A 19,343-nucleotide genomic window follows, 5' to 3' on the forward strand; every position below is an offset into this window, starting at 1 on the left:
CAGCAAATAGATCGAAATGGTAAAGACCACCACAAAACGCGGCGCGGCGCTCGCCTCGGTTGGATCGGGCGCGCTGCTCACCGTGCTCAAGCTCACGGTTGGCTTTAGCACGGGCAGCCTGGCGATCCTGGCCGAAGCGGCGCACTCCGCGCTCGACCTGCTGGCCGCTGGCATCACCTTTCTTGTCGTGCACATCGCCGATATTCCGCCCGACGACAACCACCCCTACGGGCACGCGCGCGCCGAACACCTGGGCGCGCTTGCCGAAGCCGTGCTGCTGGTTGTCACGGCGCTGCTGGTGCTCCGCGAGTCGTTTCTGCGCGTGTTTGTGCACACCGAAATGCCCGAAACCAGTGTGTGGGCCTTTGCGGTCATGCTGATCTCACTCGTCGTCGATTGGCGGCGCTCGCGCGCGCTGCGGCAGGCCGCCGCAGAGTTCAAAAGCCAGGCGCTGGCCGCCGACGCAGCCCACTTCACCAACGACATGATTTCCACCGCAGTGGTGCTGGCCAGCCTGACGCTAATCGCCATCGCGCAACGGATGACACTGGTGCCGGAATGGCTGCTGCTGCGCATCGACTCGGTGGCCGCCGCGATTGTCGCCCTGATCGCGCTGTGGGTCTCGTGGGGGATGAGCGTCCACGCCGTGCGCGCGCTGATGGACGACGTGCCAGCCGACCTGAGCCGCCGCCTGGTGCGGCAGGTCACCGCGCTGCCCCACGTCATCCCCGAGAGCGTGCAGATGCGCACGCGCTTTGTCGGCCACCAGCCCTATGTCGAAGTGTCGCTCGGCACGCCGCGCGGCGGTTCGCTTGAGCAGGCGCACCAGCTTACCGAGGCAGTCGAGCGCGTGGTTCAGGAAGAGCTGGAAGGCGCGAATGTGCTGGTGCATGTTGTGCCGGCGCGCACCGCCACCGAGCCCTACGCCACGGCGGTGTATGCCTCGGCCAACCGCCTGGGCCTGCATGTCCACAACCTCGACATCTACCAGCTTGCCGATGTGGTGCGCGTGGATATGGACCTGGAGCTGCCAACCGACCTGACGCTGGGCGAGGCGCACACCTCCTCGGAGCGGCTGGAGCGCGCGATCTGCGAGGAGCTGGGCGGCGCGACGGTGGTGGCGGTGCATCTGGAGCCGCGCCGCGACCATGTGCAGCCAGCGGTGCGCTATGCCCCGCTCAACTCGACCATCCGCGATGTGGTGGCGCAGCTGCCCGGCGCGGCCACCGTCGCCCAGGTCGAAACGCTGCTCACCGACGCCGGCACGATTGTGACGCTGCGCTGCGCCTTTGCGCCCAGCACGCCGCTGAGCGAAGTGCACACGGCTATGGCCGCGATGGAGCGCGAACTGCGCCGCGCCGTGCCCGACATTGTGCGCGTGCAGATCGACCCCGAGCCAGCTAGCGGGCCATGATTGGCAGAGTCATTTCAACGTTGGGATAGGACGCGATCTATCCACAGATTACGCCGATTACACAGATAAGGGTCGCAAATCTGCGTCATCAGCGTCATCTGTGATAAATTTTCGGACTTTGACATAGCCCTGAATCGATTGCTGAGCGCAAGCACTTCCGAGACAGCTATGCTACACTTATCCTGAAATGAGCGGGCTACTGTGTTACTGAGGATTGGGCATATGACCACACAGATCATACGTCGCCTCTTCACCACCAGCGAGTATGAACGCATGGTTCAAAGCGGCATTCTGCAGGAACACGAGCGCGTCGAACTCCTGGCAGGAGAGGTGCGTGAAATGAGCCCGATTGGTAGCCGGCATGTCGCCTGTGTCAACCGTCTCAACACTATTTTCAATATGCACATCGCCGGCCAGGCGATTGTGAGCGTGCAAAACCCCATTCGCCTGTCCGATTACTCTGAGCCAGAACCAGATATTGCCGTGCTTCACGCCCGCTCAGATTATTATGCGGCATCACTTCCCACCCCCGAAGACATCATTCTTGTTGCAGAAGTTGCCGACGCGTCGCTGGAATACGATCGCGACGAAAAGCTGCCGCGCTATGCAGAAGCAATGATCCCAGAAGTGTGGGTTATCGACCTCAGCCACGATACAATTGAGCGCTACGTTCGGCCCATTCGCGGGCGCTTTGCCGAGGCGATTACGTATCAGCGTGGCGAACAGTTCACCACCACTGTACTCACACCCCTGACGGTCAGCATCGACACTATCCTCGGGTAGCGCTTTCTGTAGCCACCACCTGCCCCGCATCAGCGGACAGCGCACGCCGGCGCAGCAGCACCAGCACCATCAGCACCAGCCCCAGCGCCACAATTTGCGCACCGCGCATGCCACCCACCAGCAGCCAGCTATCCCCACGAAATGCTTCGAGCAGCAGGCGTGTGACGGCTGCGCCGCCCAGCACCAGCAGAAAGGCCGCGCCCGCGAAGGGCAGCCAGTCGCGCAGCCGCCACCACGCCAGGAGCAACAGCAGCGCCGCAGCAATCTCGTAGAGCTGCGAGGGGTGGCGGCGCGCGCCCCACAGCGTGATGCTCCAGGGCAGGTCGGCTGGCGCGCCAAAGGCATCGCCGCTGGCGAGGTGCGCCACGCCCAGCGCCAGCAGCAGCGCGGCCAGCCCGGGCGCAAGCGCGTCGAGCGTGGGCCAGAGCGGCAGGGCGCGCCGCCAGCCAAAGACCAGCCCGGCCAGCGCGGCAAGCAGCAGGCCGGCGCGCGGATCGAGGGTGGCGGGGTTGGGCGACAGGAGGCTGAGTGGATCGGCGGCGTAGGTGGCGGCGAACTGCGCGGCGTAGCCCAGCCTCGCGCCGACTACCCAGCCGGCCAGCAGCACCAGCGTGAGCGTGCTGATCGTGTCGGCGGGGAGTGCAAGACGCGCCGCCTCGCGCTCGGCCAGCCAGGCCGCCAGCCACGCGCCCAGCATGATCGCCAGCGGCGCGGCGGGCAGCGCGAGCCGCCAAATTTGCAGCACGGGCAGCATCAGGGCGCCTCGTCGAGCAGCGCGCCCACTTTGGTTTCCAGCACCGCCGCGCTGATCGGCCCGCCAAAAATCACCGAGCGAATCACGCCCTTGCGATCGACAATAAACGTATTGGGCAGGGCGCGCACCATGTAGGCGCGTGTGACTGCGCCGTCGGTGTCGAGCAGGATGGGGAAGCTCAGGCCAAGCTCACTGATGAATGCCTCGGCATGGGCGGCGGTGTCCTGCACGGTGCTGTTGACGGCCAGCACCTGCAGGCCGCGCTCGCGCTCGGCGTCGTAGATCTGCTGGATGGCGGGCATCTCGGCGCGGCAGGGGCCACACCAGCTCGCCCAGACATTGATGATCACGACCTTGCCGCGCTGGCTACTCAGGGCGAGGGCAGCGCCATCGGGGGTGCTGAGCGTGAAATCGGGCGCGGCGAAACCTTCGCGCGGGCTGGCGCTGGCGACGGTGGGCGGCGCGGGTGTGGCCGACAGCGCGATCCACGTGCCGCCCAGCAGCAGGGTTGCAAGCACGAGCGCGCGCCAGCGCCGGGCATCACGCAGCCATTCGAGCATGGGTATTCCTCGCAGCAAAGAGCAGAAATAAAGCCACAGAGCGCACTGAGGGCACGGAGTTCAGCTGAGAAATTATTGCCAGCATGCCGCCCGGGTATCGGCGGCGGGGTGTGAAAAAGCGCCAGGCACAGCACGGGCGCTGCGGCGCTGCCAAGCATCTGGCTCGCTTTTTTCCAAATCATAACCACCAAGACACCAAGGCACCAAGGCTTCAGAATGCTCTTCTTGGTGTCGTGGTGTCTTGGTGGTAAATCTTTCTGGTATCTCGTATTTGAAGCGCTGCGCCTAGCCCAGAATACGCGCCCGCACCGTAGATACCACCGCTGCCACGCCTTCGTCAAGCCCTTCCAATAGCTCGGCGGCGCGGGCGCGGGCCTGCTCGGCAAAGGCGGCATCCTCAATCGCGCCGAGGTTGATGTCGACGTTCAGCAGCGCGGTTGGCACCGCCGCGCGCACGGCCAGCGCCGCCGCGCCAACATCGCTTACGGCGCTGCGGTTGCCGCTTCTGGCCAGCGGGGCGCACAGCGGCAGCACGGCGCGGGCGGCAGCGGCCATGGCCAGCGGCACTTCGGTGGCCTTGATCGTGGCCGCCTGCACGGCCGCCTTGCGCGCAGCCTGCTCGCTCTCGGTGGCCTTGGGCAGCTTGTAGGCGGCCATCAGCGCGTCGAAGGCGTCGGTGTCGGCCTGAATGAAATCCTGCAGCTGGGTGCGCAGCACTTCGGCCTGGGCCAGCAGCGCGCGCGCTTCGGGCTCGAAGGCGGCGTAGGCCTTTTTGCCAATCGTCAGGTTGCAGACCATCGCCACCAGCGCGGCGGCCTGCGCGCCCGCCAGCGCCGCCACCGAGCCGCCACCGGGCGTGGCACTGCCGCTGGCCAGCGCGTCGAGGAAGCCGCCCAGCGGGCTTTCGAGAAATGACTCGCTCATGCTTCTTTGCCTTTATTTTTCATCAAAAACGGTAGCTACCGCAACCTGAAACCCGGCCAGCAACGCCGATGGCACAACGTCGCCGCGGCGATACTCGCCTTGCGGCTGATACGCCGCGCCCTGGAGGCGCAGCACGTTTATCTGCTCTATGCGCGGGTCCACAATCCAATATTCGGGAATACCGCCTTGCGCATACTCCTGGCGTTTGGTCACAATATCGCGCTCGGGCGCGTCGTCGCTCACCACTTCAACGACAAGATCAGCGCCATCGAAAAACGCCTCATGCTCGCGGCTGCGATGGTCGGCCAGCATCACCACCAAGTCGGGCTCGCGAAATTTGCCTTCCCAGAGGCGTACACGCAAAGGGGCGCAGAGCACCGTGCCTAAGCTATTGGCGGCCATAAACTCATAGATCAGGCGATACAAGAGCAGCACGATCTTCTGGTGGCGGCGCGTTGGCATAGGCAGCACCTCGACATAGCCATCCGACAGCTCGACAAGATGGTTGGTGTGTTCGGTGAGGTTGAGGTAGTCGCTTTCCGACCAGCGACCCTGCACCGGAAAAAGGTGTGCGACTTCCCAGCTTGGCGCAAGAAATCCGCGCGATGGTTCGGTTGTTGTCGTCATAACAGGCCTCCTGCCCGCGCTACTCGCCCGAGCGCAGCGCCGCCGCAACGTCATTGCGTGCCACGCTGCGCTGCTCGCCGCTGCGCAGGTTTTTCACCACCACCTCGCCACGCGCCAGGTCGTCGGGGCCAAGCACGAGCGCGAAAGGAATGCCGCGCTGGTCGGCATACTTGAACTGCTTGCCGAGCTTGTCGCCCGCGTCGAGCGCGGTTTCGACCTTGAAGCCGGCCGCGCGCAGATCGTGCGCCAGCGCCAGGCTGGCCGGGGCGCGCTCGCGGTCGAACAGCGTCACAAACACCTGCGCGACGGTGCGGCTGGCCGGGCCCATGCCCAATTCTTCCATCAGGTCGTGCAGGCGCTCGATGCCAAAGGCCAGCCCGACGGTTGGGATGGGCCGGCCGGCAAACGCGCCCACCAGCTCGTCGTAGCGCCCGCCGCCCAGCAGCGAGCCCATTGGCGGCGACTCAAGCACGCTTTCGAACACCACGCCGGTGTAGTAGGACAGGCCACGCGCCAGCTGCGGCGAGACGGCGTAGGTGTTGGCTGGCACGCCTAGCTCGGGCAGGTAGGCCAGAATGGCGCGCAGGTTTTCCAGCGCGCTTTGCGCCCGCTCGTCGCCAGATAGCTGCTCGGAAAGCTCTTCGAGCACATCGCCGGGCGCGCCATGGAGCAGCACCATCTCAAGAATGCGCGCGGCCGCGTCGGCGGCGACACCGCTTTTCAGCAGTTCTTCGCGCACGCCATCTGGCCCGATCTTGTCGAGCTTGTCGATGGCGCGATACACCCCGCCAGCCGCCGCCTCGTCCAGGCCCGAGGCACGCGCCACGCCAGCGAGAATCTGCCGGTGGTTGATCTGCGTGGTGAAGCCGCTGAAGCCCAGCGCCTGCAGCGACTCAGTCAGCACCGCGATGATCTCGGCGTCGGCAATCGGCGAGGCCGAGCCGATGATGTCGATGTCGGCCTGCCAGAACTCGCGGTAGCGCCCGCGCTGCTGGCGCTCGCCACGGTACGATTGCCCGATCGCATAGCGCCGCCACGGAAACACCAGCTGCCCCTGATACTGCGCAATCACGCGCGCCAGCGGCACCGTCTGATCGTAGCGCAGGGCGACCTTATCACCGCCCGCCGTTTCGAAGTGATAGATCAGCTTTTCCTCGTCGCCGATCTTGCCTTCGAGCGTGCGCGCATATTCGATAATCGGCGTCTGGAGCGGCTCGAAGCCATGGCGCTCGAACACGCTGCTCAGCGTTGCGATGATATGCTGGCGCAGGATCATCGCCGCCGGTAGGTGATCGCGCATCCCTTTGAAATTTTGTGGCTTGTTGCTCATACCGCTCCTCCATACGTGCTGGAATGTGCCAGCTATGATACCATACGTCGTTCGCAGTATGGTCGGCCAAATGGCGGGTGCAGTGCGGCGCGTATCTGGTATACTGGCAGCAGCGTGACGAATTGCCAGCGCCGGCAAGTCAGCGAAATGCGCACGATCGCGGCATTCGTCCGATCGTTTCGCCGCCCACTGCATATGAGGCACGCCATGCACCTGAAAGACCACGCCGTTCGCGCGCCGCTCGATCTGTTCCACCGCACCTACCACTCGCTTCTGCGCAGCAGCGGCGAGATACAGATTCAAGCTCTGGTTGAACAATACGCGGCCTTCGAGCCAAGCCTGCACCACCAGCTCCGCCAGCCCACGCCCGACCCCGCCGCGCTGACCTATACCTCCCTGCGCCTGCCCGCCTGCATCGACGCGGTGCGCCTGGTGCTGATGGGCCAGTCGCACGAAGTATTTGCGCGCCACGGCTACGGCGATGTGCTCACCTGGCAGCCGGTCAGCGCGCCGGGCCGCCGCCGCAAAATGTTCTTCGATGGCAAAGAAACCCTGGCCGTGCTGATCGCCAGCCCGTCCGATGTCGACGACCTCATTCCCATCCTGGTCGCCTTCCAGATCGAGTGGAACAAAATCCACACCCTGCTGACCGACCACCACCTGCTTGGCGCGCTTGAGCGCCTGCGCGACCATGTCGACATTCCCGCCGACGAGCAGGCCACCCTGCTGGCGCGCGCCGGCATCGAGCGCGACGACGTGGCGCGCCTGCGCACGATCTGGGGCGACCAGATGCCCGCGCGGCTGCTGCGCATTGGCACCTGGAAAAAGCGCTTCGCCGTGCGGATGCTGGGCGGCTCGATCATGGACTACGAGCGCGCCACGCTGCGCTGGTGGTGGAAAATCGAGCACGAGCTGGAACCGATCCGCCTCAGCCAGCGCCCGGTCTACTTTGTGTCGAGCAACACCCACAGCCTGATCAACCTGCTGTCGGGCTTTGCGCTGCGCAACACCGACGAGCTGCTAAGCTTTATTCGCGAGCGCGAGCACGGCGGGCTGCTGGCCGAGTACGAGAAGATTGTTGACGAGCAGGTGCCGTCGTCGCTGGAAAACTTCTTCTACTACGTGCAGAAAAAATACCAGTCCGAACCCTCCAGCGCAGCCTATTTCGCCCGCCGCGCCGCCGAAGAGCAGGAGCTTGGCATTCATCGCGTGCCGAGCAAATTTTATGTCGATGTCGATGCCCAGGTGATCGAGCTGAACAAGCTTGAGCCATCCTGCCTCGACCCGCGCATCCGCGTGGATGGGGTCGAGGCGCTGCGTGAGAGCAACGCCATTCTGATCAACATCGACTACCCGCTCGGGCTGGCGGCCTACCACATTCTGAAGATCGTTGGCCGCACCGTGGGCGAGCTGCGCGGCGTGTATGTGCTGGGCAAGGCCGCCACGCTCAACGGCAAGATCGGCGACGTGCTTATTCCCAACATCATCTACGACGAGCACACCGACAACACCTACAGCTTCGCGCCCGCGTTCAGCGCCGCCGATGTCGAGCCCTACCTGGCGCACGGCAGCGTGCTCGACAACCAGAAGGCCGTCACGTCGCGCGGCACCTTTCTGCAAAACACCGCCTTCCTCGACGCGCTGTACCGCGATTTCTTCACCGACGTGGAGATGGAAGGCGGGCCGTACCTGAACGCGATCTACGAGCACACATTTGCCGAGCGCTACCCGAGCGACCAGAACGTCAGCTTTCTGCGCCCGCCCTTCGACCTGGGCTTTCTGCACTACGCATCGGATACGCCCTACAGCAAAGGCCTCAACCTCGGCTCGCGCAACCTGTCCTACTTCGGCATGGACCCGACCTACGCCACGTCGCTGGCAATTGCGCGGCGCATTTTGCAGCAGGAAGTCGGCCACCTGAAGGGGTGAGCAGGGAAGTTTTGAGTGTTGAGTGTTGAGTTTCAGTGGCGATGAACCGCAGAACCGCAGAACCGAGAACCGTAAAACCTTCGCGCCCTTTGCTTTCTTTGCGGTAAATATTTACTCTTTCCAGTATCGGCAACCTGCAACCTGAAAACCTGCAACTTGAAAACCCATCCTCTCGTACCCAATAGCAAAGGAGCGTAGCCCCGCGACAATCGCGCCCAAACGTTGTAAAAGCGAAAGGAACGCATATGGTCTTTGCAGGAATGATCTTTGGTTTTGTGGCCTGGTTTCTGGTGCGCTACCTGATCGGCGGCTTCTACACCGTCAACCAGAACGAGCGCGCCGTGAAAACGATCTTTGGCCGCGCCGAGCGCATTGGCAAATCCACGCTCGAAGACCCGTTTGTCGAATATCTGCGGCCCGAAGAGCGCGACCGCTACGCCTACCCGCAGGTGCGCGTGATTCAGCCCGGCGGCCCCTACTGGAAATGGCCCTGGGAGCGCATCTACAAGGTCTCGATTGCCACGCAGACTGTCAACATGGCCTTCGACCCGGAAGACCCGGCTGCCAACCGTGGCGGCACCGAGCTTGCCGCCGTCACCAAAGACCAGCTGAATATCAACCTGACCGGCCAGATCCGCTACCGCGCCTGCGAGCGCAATCTCTACGCCTACCTGTTTGGCGTCAAGCAGCCGGTAGTGCATGTGCTGGCCTACTTCATCTCCATCCTGCGCGAGCGCATCGCCAACTTCGAAGCGCCACGCGTCGGCAACCCGCTCGACACCGTCCAGCTCGACAATAATATCGTTACGGGCGTGTCGATAAACGACTTGCGCAAAAACCTGCGCGACCTGAACGAGCTGATGGACCGCGAGTGCCTTTCTTCGGAAGCGCGCTACGGCATCACCTTCGACGCCTCGCTGATCACCGGCATCGACCCGCCGCCCGAGGTCGAGTCGGCGCTGGCCGCAATCAACACTGCCCACAACCAGGTGTCGTCCGACATCAGCCTTGCGCAGGCCGCCGCCGACCAGAAGATCGTGCAGTCGCGCCGCGCCGTGGAGATCGAAACGCTCAAAGCCCAGGCCGAAGTCGAACCGCTGCGCGCCATGGCGGCGCAGCTGACCGAGCTGAAGCGCAACGGCCCGCGTGCGCTGGAGCTCTACCTGCGCAACGTCCGGCTGCGGCTCTACAACCTGGCCCAGCGTGCTATTCTGGAGGTGCGGGAATGAGCTTTATTATTGCCGCCTTTATCACGTTCGTTCTGAGCTTCCTGATCGTTCCGATCATTCTGGCCTTTGCGCGCATGTTCGGGCTGTACGCAATCGTCAGCGAAGGCACCTGCCACGTCTATGTGCTGTTTGGCAAAGTCGTGGCCGTGCTGCGCGAGCCGGGGCTGTACTTCCTGCCCCTGAAACTCGGCCCGGCCGCCTTTTTCATCAACTTCGCCGGCCGCCGCCACGTGCTCGACATGCGGCGCGACCAGATCTACCTGCGCTCGCAGCCGGTCAACTCCGAAGAAGGCGCGCCAATGGGCATTGGCATCTGGTACGAAATGTACATCAGCGACCCGGTTGCGTTTCTGTTCAAAAACGCCGACCCACGCGGCTCGCTGGCGGCGAACGTCAGCAACGCCGTGGTGCGCAACCTCAGCAATATGCCGCTCGCCGACATGCTCGAAACGCGCCACACCATGAGCCAGGCCGTGCGCTCCGAAGTGTCGCCCAAATCGCACGAGTGGGGCTACCAGCTTGGGTCGATCTACATTCGCAAGGTTCACTTCCGCGACGAAGGCATGATTCGCCAGATCGAGGCCAAGGTCGTCAACCGCCTGCGCCAGGTCACCTCGGCGATCCGGCAGGACGGCGCGAACCAGGTCAGCATCATCACCAGCACCGCCGAGCGCCAGGCCGCGATTGAGTTCGCCAAAGCCGAGGCGATGCGCCCCTCCATCGTTGGCGCGGCGCTGAACGAAATTGCGCGCGACCCCGAGGTGGCGCAGGCACTGTTCGAAATTCTGGAAAACCAGCGCCTGGCCGATGGTAAGGTGCCAATCACGCTGGTGCCGCCGCGCAGCGAGATCATGACGCAGCTGCTGGCCAGCCAGCCAACGCCACCCGCCACGCCGCGCCTGCCCGACGGGCGCTAGCGCAGGGTCGCACGACGACTGTCAAAACAGCGAGCATACAAAAAACAGGCGCGGATGGAGTTTCCATCCGCGCCTGCCGCTTTTCGCGAGCCAGCCTTACTGCACAATATTGATCGCATAGACACCTGTGTCCACCGAGCCATTGCTAAACGCCCCGGCCATATGCGTTCCCATGGCTACATGTCAAAGTTGTGTGACTGTGAACCAACGCTGTATCAACGACTGCCGGCAAGCGGGAATGGCATACTTCAATACCCCTCACCCATCGAACCTGCAACGTCTTGGTGGCACTCCGTTCAATACATCTCATGGTATGATTTGTCGATATAACAGCGTTACAGAAAGGCGCTATTACTCATGGAGATTAAATTCACGCCCTGGCGCATGGCCTATATCAGCAATGCCGATTCGCCCAACACACCTGGCTGCGTGCTCTGCGCGCGCGGCGCGGAAGAACCTTCCTCCGAAAATTTGGTCCTCTTTCGTGGCGCGCATTGCTATGTACTAATGAATCTCTACCCCTACAATACCGGCCATCTGATGGTGGTTCCCTATCAGCATACAGCCGACCTGTCTGGCCTCGCTATAGAAATCGCCACCGAGCTTTTCGAATTAACAAGAAAGAGCACAGCCCTGCTTCATGCTGCATTTCAGCCCCACGGTTTCAACCTGGGCATGAATCTCGGCCGTACTGCCGGTGCCGGTATCGATGAGCATCTCCATATGCATATCGTCCCGCGATGGACGGGTGATGCGAACTTTATGCCAATCGTTGGCGGCACCAAGCTCGTCCCAGAAGCACTGGATCAAACCTACGGGCGCCTACGGCCCTTGTTCGACGCATTATAAAGAAGATTCGGGGGCGGCGAAGCCGCCCCCGAACCCCCACGGCGTGCAAATATTCTTGCGGATGTGGTATCACATAGGCTTCCTGGAAGTTTCCGTTATATAGACTTATTTCCAGAGTAATTAGCACCAACACAAAAAACCAGCCGTTTGGCGGCTGGTTTTTCGTATACGGGCAGCGCTGGGACAAAAGCTGAAACAGTGCAGAGAACGTGTGTCGCCCGATTACAGCACGGGAAAAGCTACAAATCTTACAGAAGCATATCGTTGACAAGGCGGACGAACTGATCAACCTCGAAAGGCTTCTGGAGAATTACAGCCCCATCGGCTTCCATGTCGGCAAACCAGGGCTTTCGGTTCAGCGCCGTCATGATGAATACCGGAATGCCTTCATCCTGCAGCTCTTCCTTGATCAGGTGGAATGCTTCGACGCCATCCATCTGGGGCATCATAATATCGGAAACGACCAAGTCAGGTTTGAGCGCACGGATTTTCTCGATCCCTTCCTGGCCATCGTTCGCCAGGATGACTTGATACCCCGCCTCGCGCAGCGCAATTTCGAGCACTGTCTGCATGGCAAGATCGTCGTCCATAATTAAAATTGTGCGTTTTTGCTCCATGCTCACGACACTCCTACGTCGTCTAGACCAAGGCGGCGGTCTCGGTTATTATACCAGAAGATGCAGACTTACCATACGTTCGGGCTGCAACAGCCTGAGATGTGACAAACTCGTTATCTAAGAGCGTAGCATCACACGGCCCATCGGCGTTTACTACATAAAGCGTATCAAATATCTTCTTAATATTTTGAGCACAGGAGGAATATGTATGCAGCGAAATTCCATTATTGGTGTTGCGGTTGTCTTTTGTGTGATTGCTGCTCTCGCCGGCTATCTTGTCACAGGTATGTCATCTTCGGGTGGCGCAACGATTAGCGCGCTGCCCGGGGTTCCAACCGTAGCAGGCCAACCCACTGAGGTGATTGAAGAGCTGCCCAGCGCAATTCCAACCGATGAACCAACGCCAACGGCAGGCAGCGCCGCCGAGCCCGAGCAGCCCACCGCCGCAGCCGAACCAGCCACTGCTGCGCCCGAAGCGACCGCCGCGCCGGCGGAACCCACTGCCGCGCCCGAGCCACCAACTGCCGCGCCAGCCGGCCCTGCGTTTGTTGAGTATACGGTAAAGAAAGGCGATGTGCTGCAAGTAATTGCCAAGCAATATAACGTCACAGTTCGCGATATTATTGCCAATAACACAATCGCAAACCCCGATAGCCTGATTGTCGGTCAGGTGCTGCGCATTCCTCAATAAGAAACGAATCAGCAACGCAATTTTTGGCAGGGCGGCGCAGGCCGCCCTTTTTGTTTTTCGGCCCGATCACACACGCGGCAAAACGTGCTACCATGGCCGCATTGTTTCCCCGCACGGCTGAAGCTAGCAGCAAGGAGCCAGCATGGAACGCGCGAATCTCAATGCCGAGCTACGGCGAATTGTTGGCGACCGTGCCGTCGTCGATGATGCCGCCGCGCTGATGACATACGAGGCCGATGGCTGTGTGATGGACCTGCACGCGCCAAACCTGGTGGTGCTGCCCAACACCACCGAGCAGGTTGCTGCGGTGGTGAAGCTGGCAGTGCGTGCCGGCGTGCCGATTGTGCCGCGTGGCGCGGGTACCGGCCTGGCTGGCGGCGCAACGCCGATGCAGGGCGGCATTGTGATCGCCACCACGCGCATGGATAAAGTTCTTGAAGTCGATCCGCGTAACCGCCGCGCACGCGTGCAGCCCGGCGTGATCAACTGGGAGTTGTCGCAGCACCTCGCGCCGTTTGGCTACCAGTTCGTGCCCGACCCGTCGTCGCAGCGCGCGTGCACCGTGGGCGGAAATATTGCAAATAACAGCGGCGGCCCGCACTGCCTGAAATATGGCACTACCACCGACCATGTGCTGGGCCTGCGCGTGGTGCTGCCCGATGGCAGCGTGGTGTGGACGGGCGAGGGCAGTGCCGACCGGATCGGCTACGATGTGCAGGGCGTGCTGACGGGCAGCGAGGGCATGTGCGGCGTGATCACCGAGGCGTGGGTGCGCCTGACGCGCCTGCCCGAGGCGCAGCGCGTGGTGCTGGCCTTGTTCCCCGACATTCCTTCCGCCTCGCAGACAGTTTCGACGGTGATTGCGCGTGGCTTGCTGCCCGCCGCGCTGGAGATGATGGACCAACTGGCGATCAAGGCCGTGAATGGCATGTACCGGCTGGGCCTGCCCGAAAGCGCGGGCGCGGCGCTCTTGATCGAGCTGGATGGCGTCAGCGACGGAATTGACGACCTGCTGGCCGAAATAACCGGCACCTGCCGCGATTTCGGCGCGATGGAGGTACGGCCCGCAAAGACTGCCGAGGAGCAGGCGCAGGTGTGGGCGGCGCGCAAAAATGCGTTCGGCGCAATGGGCCGCCTTTCGCCCAGCTACTACCTGGTCGATACGGTGGTGCCGCGCACGCGCCTGCCCGCCACGCTGGCTCGCGTCAGCGAGGTGTCGCGCGAGTTCAAGCTGCCGATTGCGAATGTATTTCACGCTGGCGATGGCAACCTGCACCCGCTGATCTTGTTCGACCGACGCGACAAGAGCGAGCTTGAGCGCGCGCTGCTGGCGGCCAGCGCCGTGCTGCACGAGTCGATCGAGCAGGGCGGGGTGATTAGCGGCGAGCACGGCATTGGCGTCGAGAAGCGCGATTATATGACGCTGCTGTTCTCCACCGACGACCTGGCAGCCATGGCCGGCCTGAAGCAATGCTTCGACCCGCACGAGCTGTTCAACCCCGGCAAGGTTTTCCCGGCCGGGCGCGGCTGCGGCGAGCTGGCGGCCCTGCGCCGCACCGGGCTGCGCCCCGCCGACGTGGCTGGCGCGCCAGCGGGCGCGTGGCTGTAACGCTTTTCCTCGTGGCCCATGCACGACGGCTAGCCTTTGCGCTAGCCGTTCTGGCCCCATCAAGCACTAGCACAAGGACGTGATATGACTCAGCACGATCGGCTCGGCGCTGCCCTCGCCGCCATACTTTCGCCCGAGCACGTTCTGGCAGGCCCTGAAGCATGTGCAGCCTACGCCGTGCAGGGCGTCGTTCCTGGCTGTGTGGCCGCGCCGGGCAGCCTGGAAGAGCTTGCCGCGACCATGCGCGTGGCGCACGAACATGGCGCGGCAATCGTGCCGTGGGGCGGCGGCACGCAGCAAAGCCTGGGGCACCCTCCGCGCCAGCTCGACCTCGTGATTCACACGACGCGGTTGAACCAGGTGCTGCAGCACGAACCCGACGACCTGACGATCTCGGTTGGCGCGGGCATGACAATTGGCGCGCTAAACGACTACCTCAGCACCCACCGCCAGATGCTGCCGCTCGACCCGCCGCGCCCGGCCCGCGCCACGCTGGGCGGCCTGCTCGCCACTGCCGCCGACGGCCCGCGCCGGCTGGGCTATGGCACGCTGCGCGAGCTGCTGATTGGCATCACGGTTGTGGAAGTGGGCGGGCGCGTCTCGCGTGGCGGCGGCATGGTGGTGAAGAATGTCAGCGGCTTTGACATGATGAAGCTGTACCACGGCAGCTTTGGCACGCTGGCCGTTATCGCCACGGCAAACTTCAAGCTGCTGCCCATCCCCCGGGCGGCCGCCACGTTCCTGTGCCGCTTTGCGCGCCCCGGCGCGGCCTTCGCCATGCTCGACGCCGTGCACGCCACCCAGCTCACGCCTACCGCCGCCGAGTACCTCAACCGCGCCGCGCTGGCCGAGCTGGGCTTTGAAGGCGGCTGCGCGCTGGTTTTGCGCGCCGAAGGGCTGCCCGCCGCCGTCGAGCGCCATATGAACGACCTGGCCGCGCTGGCCGAAGATCAGCGCGCCAGTGGCGCGGCGCGGCTCGATCACGAGCAGGAAGCCGAGCTGTGGCTGCGGATTGCCGACCTGCCGCAGCTCGACACCTTGCCCGCTGGCACCGCACTGCTGAAGTTGGCTGTGCTACCGGGCGACGTTGCGCGCACAATCGAGCAGATCGAGCAGCAGGCCGGCGGGCAGGCACTGATCAGCGCGCGCGCGCTCAACGGCGTGATCTATGCGCGCCTGCCTGCCCCCGCCGACCCACGCGCGCTGGCGGCGCTGCCCGGCCTGCAATGGGCCGCCAGCGACGCGAACCTGCCGCACTGGGGCGCGCTTCCGGCTGGCTTCGAGCTGATGCAGCGCATCAAGGCCGAGTTCGACCCCGGCGGGCAGCTCAACCCTGGTCGCTTTCTCGAAGGCCTGTAAAGTTTACATTCTGAAAGAACATACGAGCCGTTTTTATGACAAGCAACGACCTGGTTGGCCTGCTTGCCTCTTACGCCTATGCGATTGGCCTGATCGCGCTGGCCGAAGTTTTGCGCCGCGCAGTGGGTGTTTCGCAGGAACTCACGCGCAAGCTTGTGCATATTGGCGCGGGCATGTGGGTGTTTGGCACGCTGGCGCTGTTCGATCACTGGCAGTGGGGCGTGCTGCCATTTGCAACGTTTATCGCGGGGAATTATTTCTTTTACCGCTACCGCATGTTTGGCTCGATGGATAGTGAGCATGGCACGCCCGGCACGGTGTATTTCGCGCTCGCCATCACGGTGCTGTTTGCGCTGCTGTGGCGGCCGCAAGGCCCAATCGACCGCGCGCCGGTGGCGGTGGCGGGTGCAATGGCGCTGACCTGGGGCGACGCGCTGGCGGCGCTGGTGGGCTTGCGCTATGGCTGGCACCGCTACCGCGTCGGGCGCAGCCAGCGCTCGTGGGAAGGCTCGGCGGCGCTGGTGGTGGCGGCGGTGCTGGCGATCTGGCTGGTGCTGGTGCTGCTGCCCGGCTCGCCGCTTAGCCCGCTGGCCGCGCCTGTTTCGCCGGGGCGCGCCGCGCTGGCAGCCACGTTCGCCGCACTGGTCGCCGCCGCTGCCGAGGCAATGTCGCCGCGCGGCACCGATAACCTGAGCGTGCCGTTTGCCGCCGCGCTGGCGGTGTTTCTGGTGGTGGGCTAGCAGAATTTCGGGCTAGCCGCCCGAAATGGGGATGGTGAGCGTGAAGGTCGTGCCGGCACCTTCGGTGCTGGTGAAGGCAAGATCGCCGCCGTGCAGCTGCGCAATGCGCTGCGCGATCACCAGGCTCAGGCCGCCGTAGCGCCCTTCTTTCAGTGGGTTGTCGCCCCGGAAGAAGGGCGTGAAAATTTTGGGCTGGTCGGCGGCGCGGATGCCCACGCCCGTGTCGGCCACATCGACGCGGATGGCATTGCCGTCGCGCGCGGCGCGCAGCGCAACGCTGCCGCCGGGCTGGGTGTAGCGCAGCGCATTATCGAGCAGGGCCAGCAGCAACTGGCGCAGGCGCGTGCGGTCGGCGGCAATGTTGGGCAGGCCATCTTCCAGCTCGACCGAAAACGTCAGCGGGCGGGCGGCAAAGTGCTTCTCACGCTCGTGCTCGATTTCGTGCAGCACGCCAGCGATGCTGATTGGTTCGGGGTGCATCTGGGCAATATCGTTGCTGAGAACATAGGCGTCGTAGATCAGCGAAAAAAGCGCGCCCTGGTGGCTGGCATTTTCCTTGATCATGGTCGCGAACTCGAGCTGCTCGTCGTTGAGCGGGCCAAACCAGCCGCGCATGAGCCCTTCGGCCGCGCCGCCAATTGCCTGGAGCGGCACGCGCACATCGTGCAGGGCGCGGTTAAGATATTCGTACTGGCGGCGCTGCGTTTCGACATCGGCGCTCAAATCGCGCAGCAGCAATAGTTCGCCTTCGGGCTTGCCATCTTCATCGAGCAAGGTCTGGCGCTGCACGGCAAGTGGCCGCCCCGCAACTTCGCACGCCACGCCCGCGCCAATTTCAATCGCCGCAAACTGCTCGGCACCCGGCAGCGCCGCCACCGGCTGGTCGATCACCCGCCCGGCCTGCACGCCGAGCAGCTGCTCGGCGCGCGCGTTGATCTGGCGCACTTTGCCGGCCATGTCGATCAGCAGCGCACCACTTGGCAGCGCGCGCAGCACGCTGGCACTGGTGGCGAAGAGGTGTTCGCGTTCGGTTTGTGTGGCGGAAGCGGACATTGCGATCTCCTCAGCACATACTTCAATATCGCTGGGCCGGAACATAGGGAGTGAGCTAGCGCGCTGCGTGGCGAAGGCTGTACTTAACTATAATCAAAAAATCCGATTTCCGCTATAAGAATTTGATTACAAAGATGTCAGCTACTGCGCCCGCCGCAGATCCTTGATGTTCAGCTGAAGCGTGCGGTTGCCGTTCCACTCGTGCGCTTCGAGCACATAGGCAATATCGATCCAGGGGTATTTCGCGAAATAGCCTGCCAGGTTGCCCAGCCGGAAGGCAATTGCGTCGAATGAAGGGCCGCCGCGCCCGTCGTCGATGCGCAGCTTGAGATGCTGGCCTTCCGCGCCGCGCGGCCACGCGCCCGAAACATGCACGCGCCGGCTCATCAGCACGGGCTGTGGGTTGGCCTGGCCGAACGGTTCCAGCACAGCAATCTGCGCCAGCAGTTCCCAGCTCAGGTGCGCCAGCGGCACCTCGGCGTCGATATCGAGCGGCGGCAGCTGCTCCGTGTCGGGCAGGTGCTCGGCGGCGTAGGCCAGCAGACGCTCTTCCAGCTTGGGCAGCTTTTCGGTTTCGATGGTGAAGCCCGCCGCCGCCGAGTGCCCGCCATAGCGCACAAACAGGTCGTCGCAGCTGGTGAGCGCCTCGATGATATTGAAATCGGGCACCGAGCGCGCCGAACCGCGCGACGTCGTTTCGCCGCGCTCAAGCATCAGCACGGGCCGACCGAGATCTTCGACCAGGCGGGCGGCCACCAGCCCAACCAGACCGGCCGGGAAGTCGGCGCTGTCGAGGATGACGATCGGGCGCTCGGCTTTGCCCAGGTCGTCGGCCTGCTGGCGCGCAACCTGCTGAATTTCCTTGGTCATTTCCTGGCGGCGGCGGTTGGCTTTGTTGAGCTCTTCGGCAAAGCCCTGCGCGGCGGCCGGGTCGTCGGCCAGCAGGAGCTTGTAGGCCAGCACGGCATCGTCGAGGCGGCCGGCGGCATTCAGGCGCGGACCAAGCATGAAGCTAATGTCGGTGGAGGTGACTTTGCCCTGCACCAGCCCGGCCGCGAGGATCAGCGCCTTGAGGCCGGCGCGCTGGGTGGCGTTGATCGACTCAAGGCCGGCGCGCACCAGGATGCGATTTTCGCCTTGCAAGGGGCCCATGTCGGTGACGGTGCCAAGCGCCACGACATCCAGCAGGTCGCGCCCGCGCAGCGGCATTTTCAGGCCCAGCCGCGCCAGCGCCTGCACGAGCTTGTAGGCGATGCCAACGCCAACCAGCTGCTTGAATGGGTATTCGCAGCCGGGCTGCTTGGGGTTCACAATCGCGAAGGCGTCGGGCAAAATTTCGGGCGGGGTGTGATGGTCGGTCACGATTACGTCGAGGCCCTGCTCGCGGGCGTAGGCGACTTCGCGCACGTTGCTGATGCCGCAATCGACGGTGAGCAGCACGCGCACGCCTTCGGCGGCAAGCTGGTCGATCGCTTCGGTGTTGAGGCCATAGCCTTCGCGCAGGCGGTGCGGGATGTAGGGCCGAATCTCGCCGCCCATTGCGGTAATAGCCTGCACCAGCAGCGTCACAGCCGTCACGCCGTCGGTGTCGAAGTCGCCATACACGACAATCGGCTCGCGTTCGGCAATAGCGGCGGCAACCCGGCGCGCGGCGGCATCCATGCCTTTCAGCAGGAATGGGTCGTGCAAGCCGCTCTTGTAGTCGGAAGACAGAAATGCGTCGACGCTGGCTTTGTCGCGAATGCCGCGCTGGTAGAGCAGGGTGGCGACAACCGGCGCGAGATGCCGCATGGACGACAGAACAGCGGGCGGGGCCGGGTCGCGCAGCACCCAGCGCTTTTTACGAGCGGACATGCAGCCTCATAGTGTTGCAGATTGGAGATCGCTAGGCGCGCATTGAAGATGTGGCCTGTATCGGGTGAGTATAGCATCTGCCACACGGCGGCGCAAACCCTGGG

The 19,343-nt window shown here is 63.6% G+C and carries 18 protein-coding genes; 10 read left to right on the plus strand and 8 right to left on the minus strand.

The window, feature by feature from the left end:
- Positions 1 to 16: 16 nt before the first annotated feature.
- Positions 17 to 1,414, plus strand: a complete 1,398-nt coding sequence (locus M1P90_RS17395; RefSeq protein ID WP_483704485.1) for a cation diffusion facilitator family transporter — start codon at positions 17 to 19, stop codon at positions 1,412 to 1,414.
- A 222-nt stretch (positions 1,415 to 1,636) separates the two neighbouring features.
- Positions 1,637 to 2,197: a Uma2 family endonuclease gene (locus M1P90_RS17400; protein WP_483704487.1), complete on the plus strand. Its 561-nt coding sequence runs from the start codon at positions 1,637 to 1,639 to the stop codon at positions 2,195 to 2,197.
- On the opposite strand, the gene M1P90_RS17405 is transcribed toward M1P90_RS17400, so the two are convergent.
- From M1P90_RS17405 to hisS, 5 genes are all read right to left on the minus strand, one after another.
- A complete protein-coding gene (locus M1P90_RS17405) occupies positions 2,184 to 2,951 on the minus strand; it encodes a prolipoprotein diacylglyceryl transferase family protein (RefSeq protein WP_483704489.1) in 768 nt (255 codons plus the stop codon). The genes M1P90_RS17400 and M1P90_RS17405 overlap by 14 nt on opposite strands.
- Complete coding sequence (locus M1P90_RS17410) at positions 2,951 to 3,511, minus strand: peroxiredoxin family protein (RefSeq protein ID WP_483704491.1); 561 nt, start codon at positions 3,509 to 3,511, stop codon at positions 2,951 to 2,953. Before M1P90_RS17410 ends, M1P90_RS17405 begins: the two co-directional genes overlap by 1 nt.
- 285 nt (positions 3,512 to 3,796) lie before the next feature.
- A complete protein-coding gene (locus M1P90_RS17415) occupies positions 3,797 to 4,435 on the minus strand; it encodes a cyclodeaminase/cyclohydrolase family protein (RefSeq protein WP_483704493.1) in 639 nt (212 codons plus the stop codon).
- A gap of 12 nt (positions 4,436 to 4,447) precedes the next feature.
- A complete protein-coding gene (locus M1P90_RS17420) occupies positions 4,448 to 5,062 on the minus strand; it encodes a Uma2 family endonuclease (RefSeq protein ID WP_483704495.1) in 615 nt (204 codons plus the stop codon).
- A 19-nt stretch (positions 5,063 to 5,081) separates the two neighbouring features.
- On the minus strand, positions 5,082 to 6,392 hold the full coding sequence (gene hisS / locus M1P90_RS17425) for a histidine--tRNA ligase (RefSeq protein ID WP_483704497.1): 1,311 nt from the start codon (positions 6,390 to 6,392) through the stop codon (positions 5,082 to 5,084).
- Positions 6,393 to 6,599: 207 nt separating this feature from the next.
- On the opposite strand from hisS, the gene M1P90_RS17430 reads away from it, so the two are divergent.
- The 4 genes from M1P90_RS17430 to M1P90_RS17445 all read left to right on the plus strand — a co-directional run bounded on the left by M1P90_RS17430 (position 6,600) and on the right by M1P90_RS17445 (position 11,316).
- Complete coding sequence (locus M1P90_RS17430) at positions 6,600 to 8,321, plus strand: DUF6909 family protein (protein ID WP_483704499.1); 1,722 nt, start codon at positions 6,600 to 6,602, stop codon at positions 8,319 to 8,321.
- Positions 8,322 to 8,566: 245 nt separating this feature from the next.
- Positions 8,567 to 9,550: an SPFH domain-containing protein gene (locus tag M1P90_RS17435; protein ID WP_483704501.1), complete on the plus strand. Its 984-nt coding sequence runs from the start codon at positions 8,567 to 8,569 to the stop codon at positions 9,548 to 9,550.
- The gene (locus M1P90_RS17440) at positions 9,547 to 10,467 is read left to right on the plus strand and encodes an SPFH domain-containing protein (RefSeq protein ID WP_483704503.1); all 921 of its coding nucleotides are present in this window, start codon (positions 9,547 to 9,549) and stop codon (positions 10,465 to 10,467) included. The genes M1P90_RS17435 and M1P90_RS17440 overlap by 4 nt, the downstream gene beginning before the upstream one ends.
- A gap of 357 nt (positions 10,468 to 10,824) precedes the next feature.
- The gene (locus tag M1P90_RS17445; RefSeq protein WP_483704505.1) at positions 10,825 to 11,316 is read left to right on the plus strand and encodes an HIT family protein; all 492 of its coding nucleotides are present in this window, start codon (positions 10,825 to 10,827) and stop codon (positions 11,314 to 11,316) included.
- Positions 11,317 to 11,564: 248 nt separating this feature from the next.
- On the opposite strand, the gene M1P90_RS17450 is transcribed toward M1P90_RS17445, so the two are convergent.
- Complete coding sequence (locus M1P90_RS17450) at positions 11,565 to 11,933, minus strand: response regulator (RefSeq protein WP_483704651.1); 369 nt, start codon at positions 11,931 to 11,933, stop codon at positions 11,565 to 11,567.
- A gap of 208 nt (positions 11,934 to 12,141) precedes the next feature.
- Here M1P90_RS17450 and M1P90_RS17455 point away from each other — a divergent pair, with 208 nt between their 5' ends.
- From M1P90_RS17455 to M1P90_RS17470, 4 genes are all read left to right on the plus strand, one after another.
- Complete coding sequence (locus M1P90_RS17455) at positions 12,142 to 12,624, plus strand: LysM peptidoglycan-binding domain-containing protein (RefSeq protein WP_483704507.1); 483 nt, start codon at positions 12,142 to 12,144, stop codon at positions 12,622 to 12,624.
- Positions 12,625 to 12,766: 142 nt separating this feature from the next.
- Positions 12,767 to 14,233, plus strand: coding sequence for an FAD-binding oxidoreductase (locus tag M1P90_RS17460; protein WP_483704509.1), 1,467 nt, complete (start codon positions 12,767 to 12,769; stop codon positions 14,231 to 14,233).
- A gap of 84 nt (positions 14,234 to 14,317) precedes the next feature.
- A complete protein-coding gene (locus M1P90_RS17465; protein WP_483704511.1) occupies positions 14,318 to 15,592 on the plus strand; it encodes an FAD-binding oxidoreductase in 1,275 nt (424 codons plus the stop codon).
- A 35-nt stretch (positions 15,593 to 15,627) separates the two neighbouring features.
- The gene (locus tag M1P90_RS17470; RefSeq protein WP_483704513.1) at positions 15,628 to 16,332 is read left to right on the plus strand and encodes a diacylglycerol/polyprenol kinase family protein; all 705 of its coding nucleotides are present in this window, start codon (positions 15,628 to 15,630) and stop codon (positions 16,330 to 16,332) included.
- 12 nt (positions 16,333 to 16,344) lie between these two features.
- Here M1P90_RS17470 and M1P90_RS17475 read toward each other — a convergent pair whose 3' ends face one another.
- The gene (locus tag M1P90_RS17475; protein ID WP_483704515.1) at positions 16,345 to 17,385 is read right to left on the minus strand and encodes a sensor histidine kinase; all 1,041 of its coding nucleotides are present in this window, start codon (positions 17,383 to 17,385) and stop codon (positions 16,345 to 16,347) included.
- Between the two features lie 141 nt (positions 17,386 to 17,526).
- A complete protein-coding gene (gene recJ, locus M1P90_RS17480; RefSeq protein WP_483704517.1) occupies positions 17,527 to 19,239 on the minus strand; it encodes a single-stranded-DNA-specific exonuclease RecJ in 1,713 nt (570 codons plus the stop codon).
- Between the last annotated feature and the right edge of the window lie 104 nt (positions 19,240 to 19,343).

The sequence above is a fragment of the Kouleothrix sp. 19917 genome, assembly GCF_057073505.1.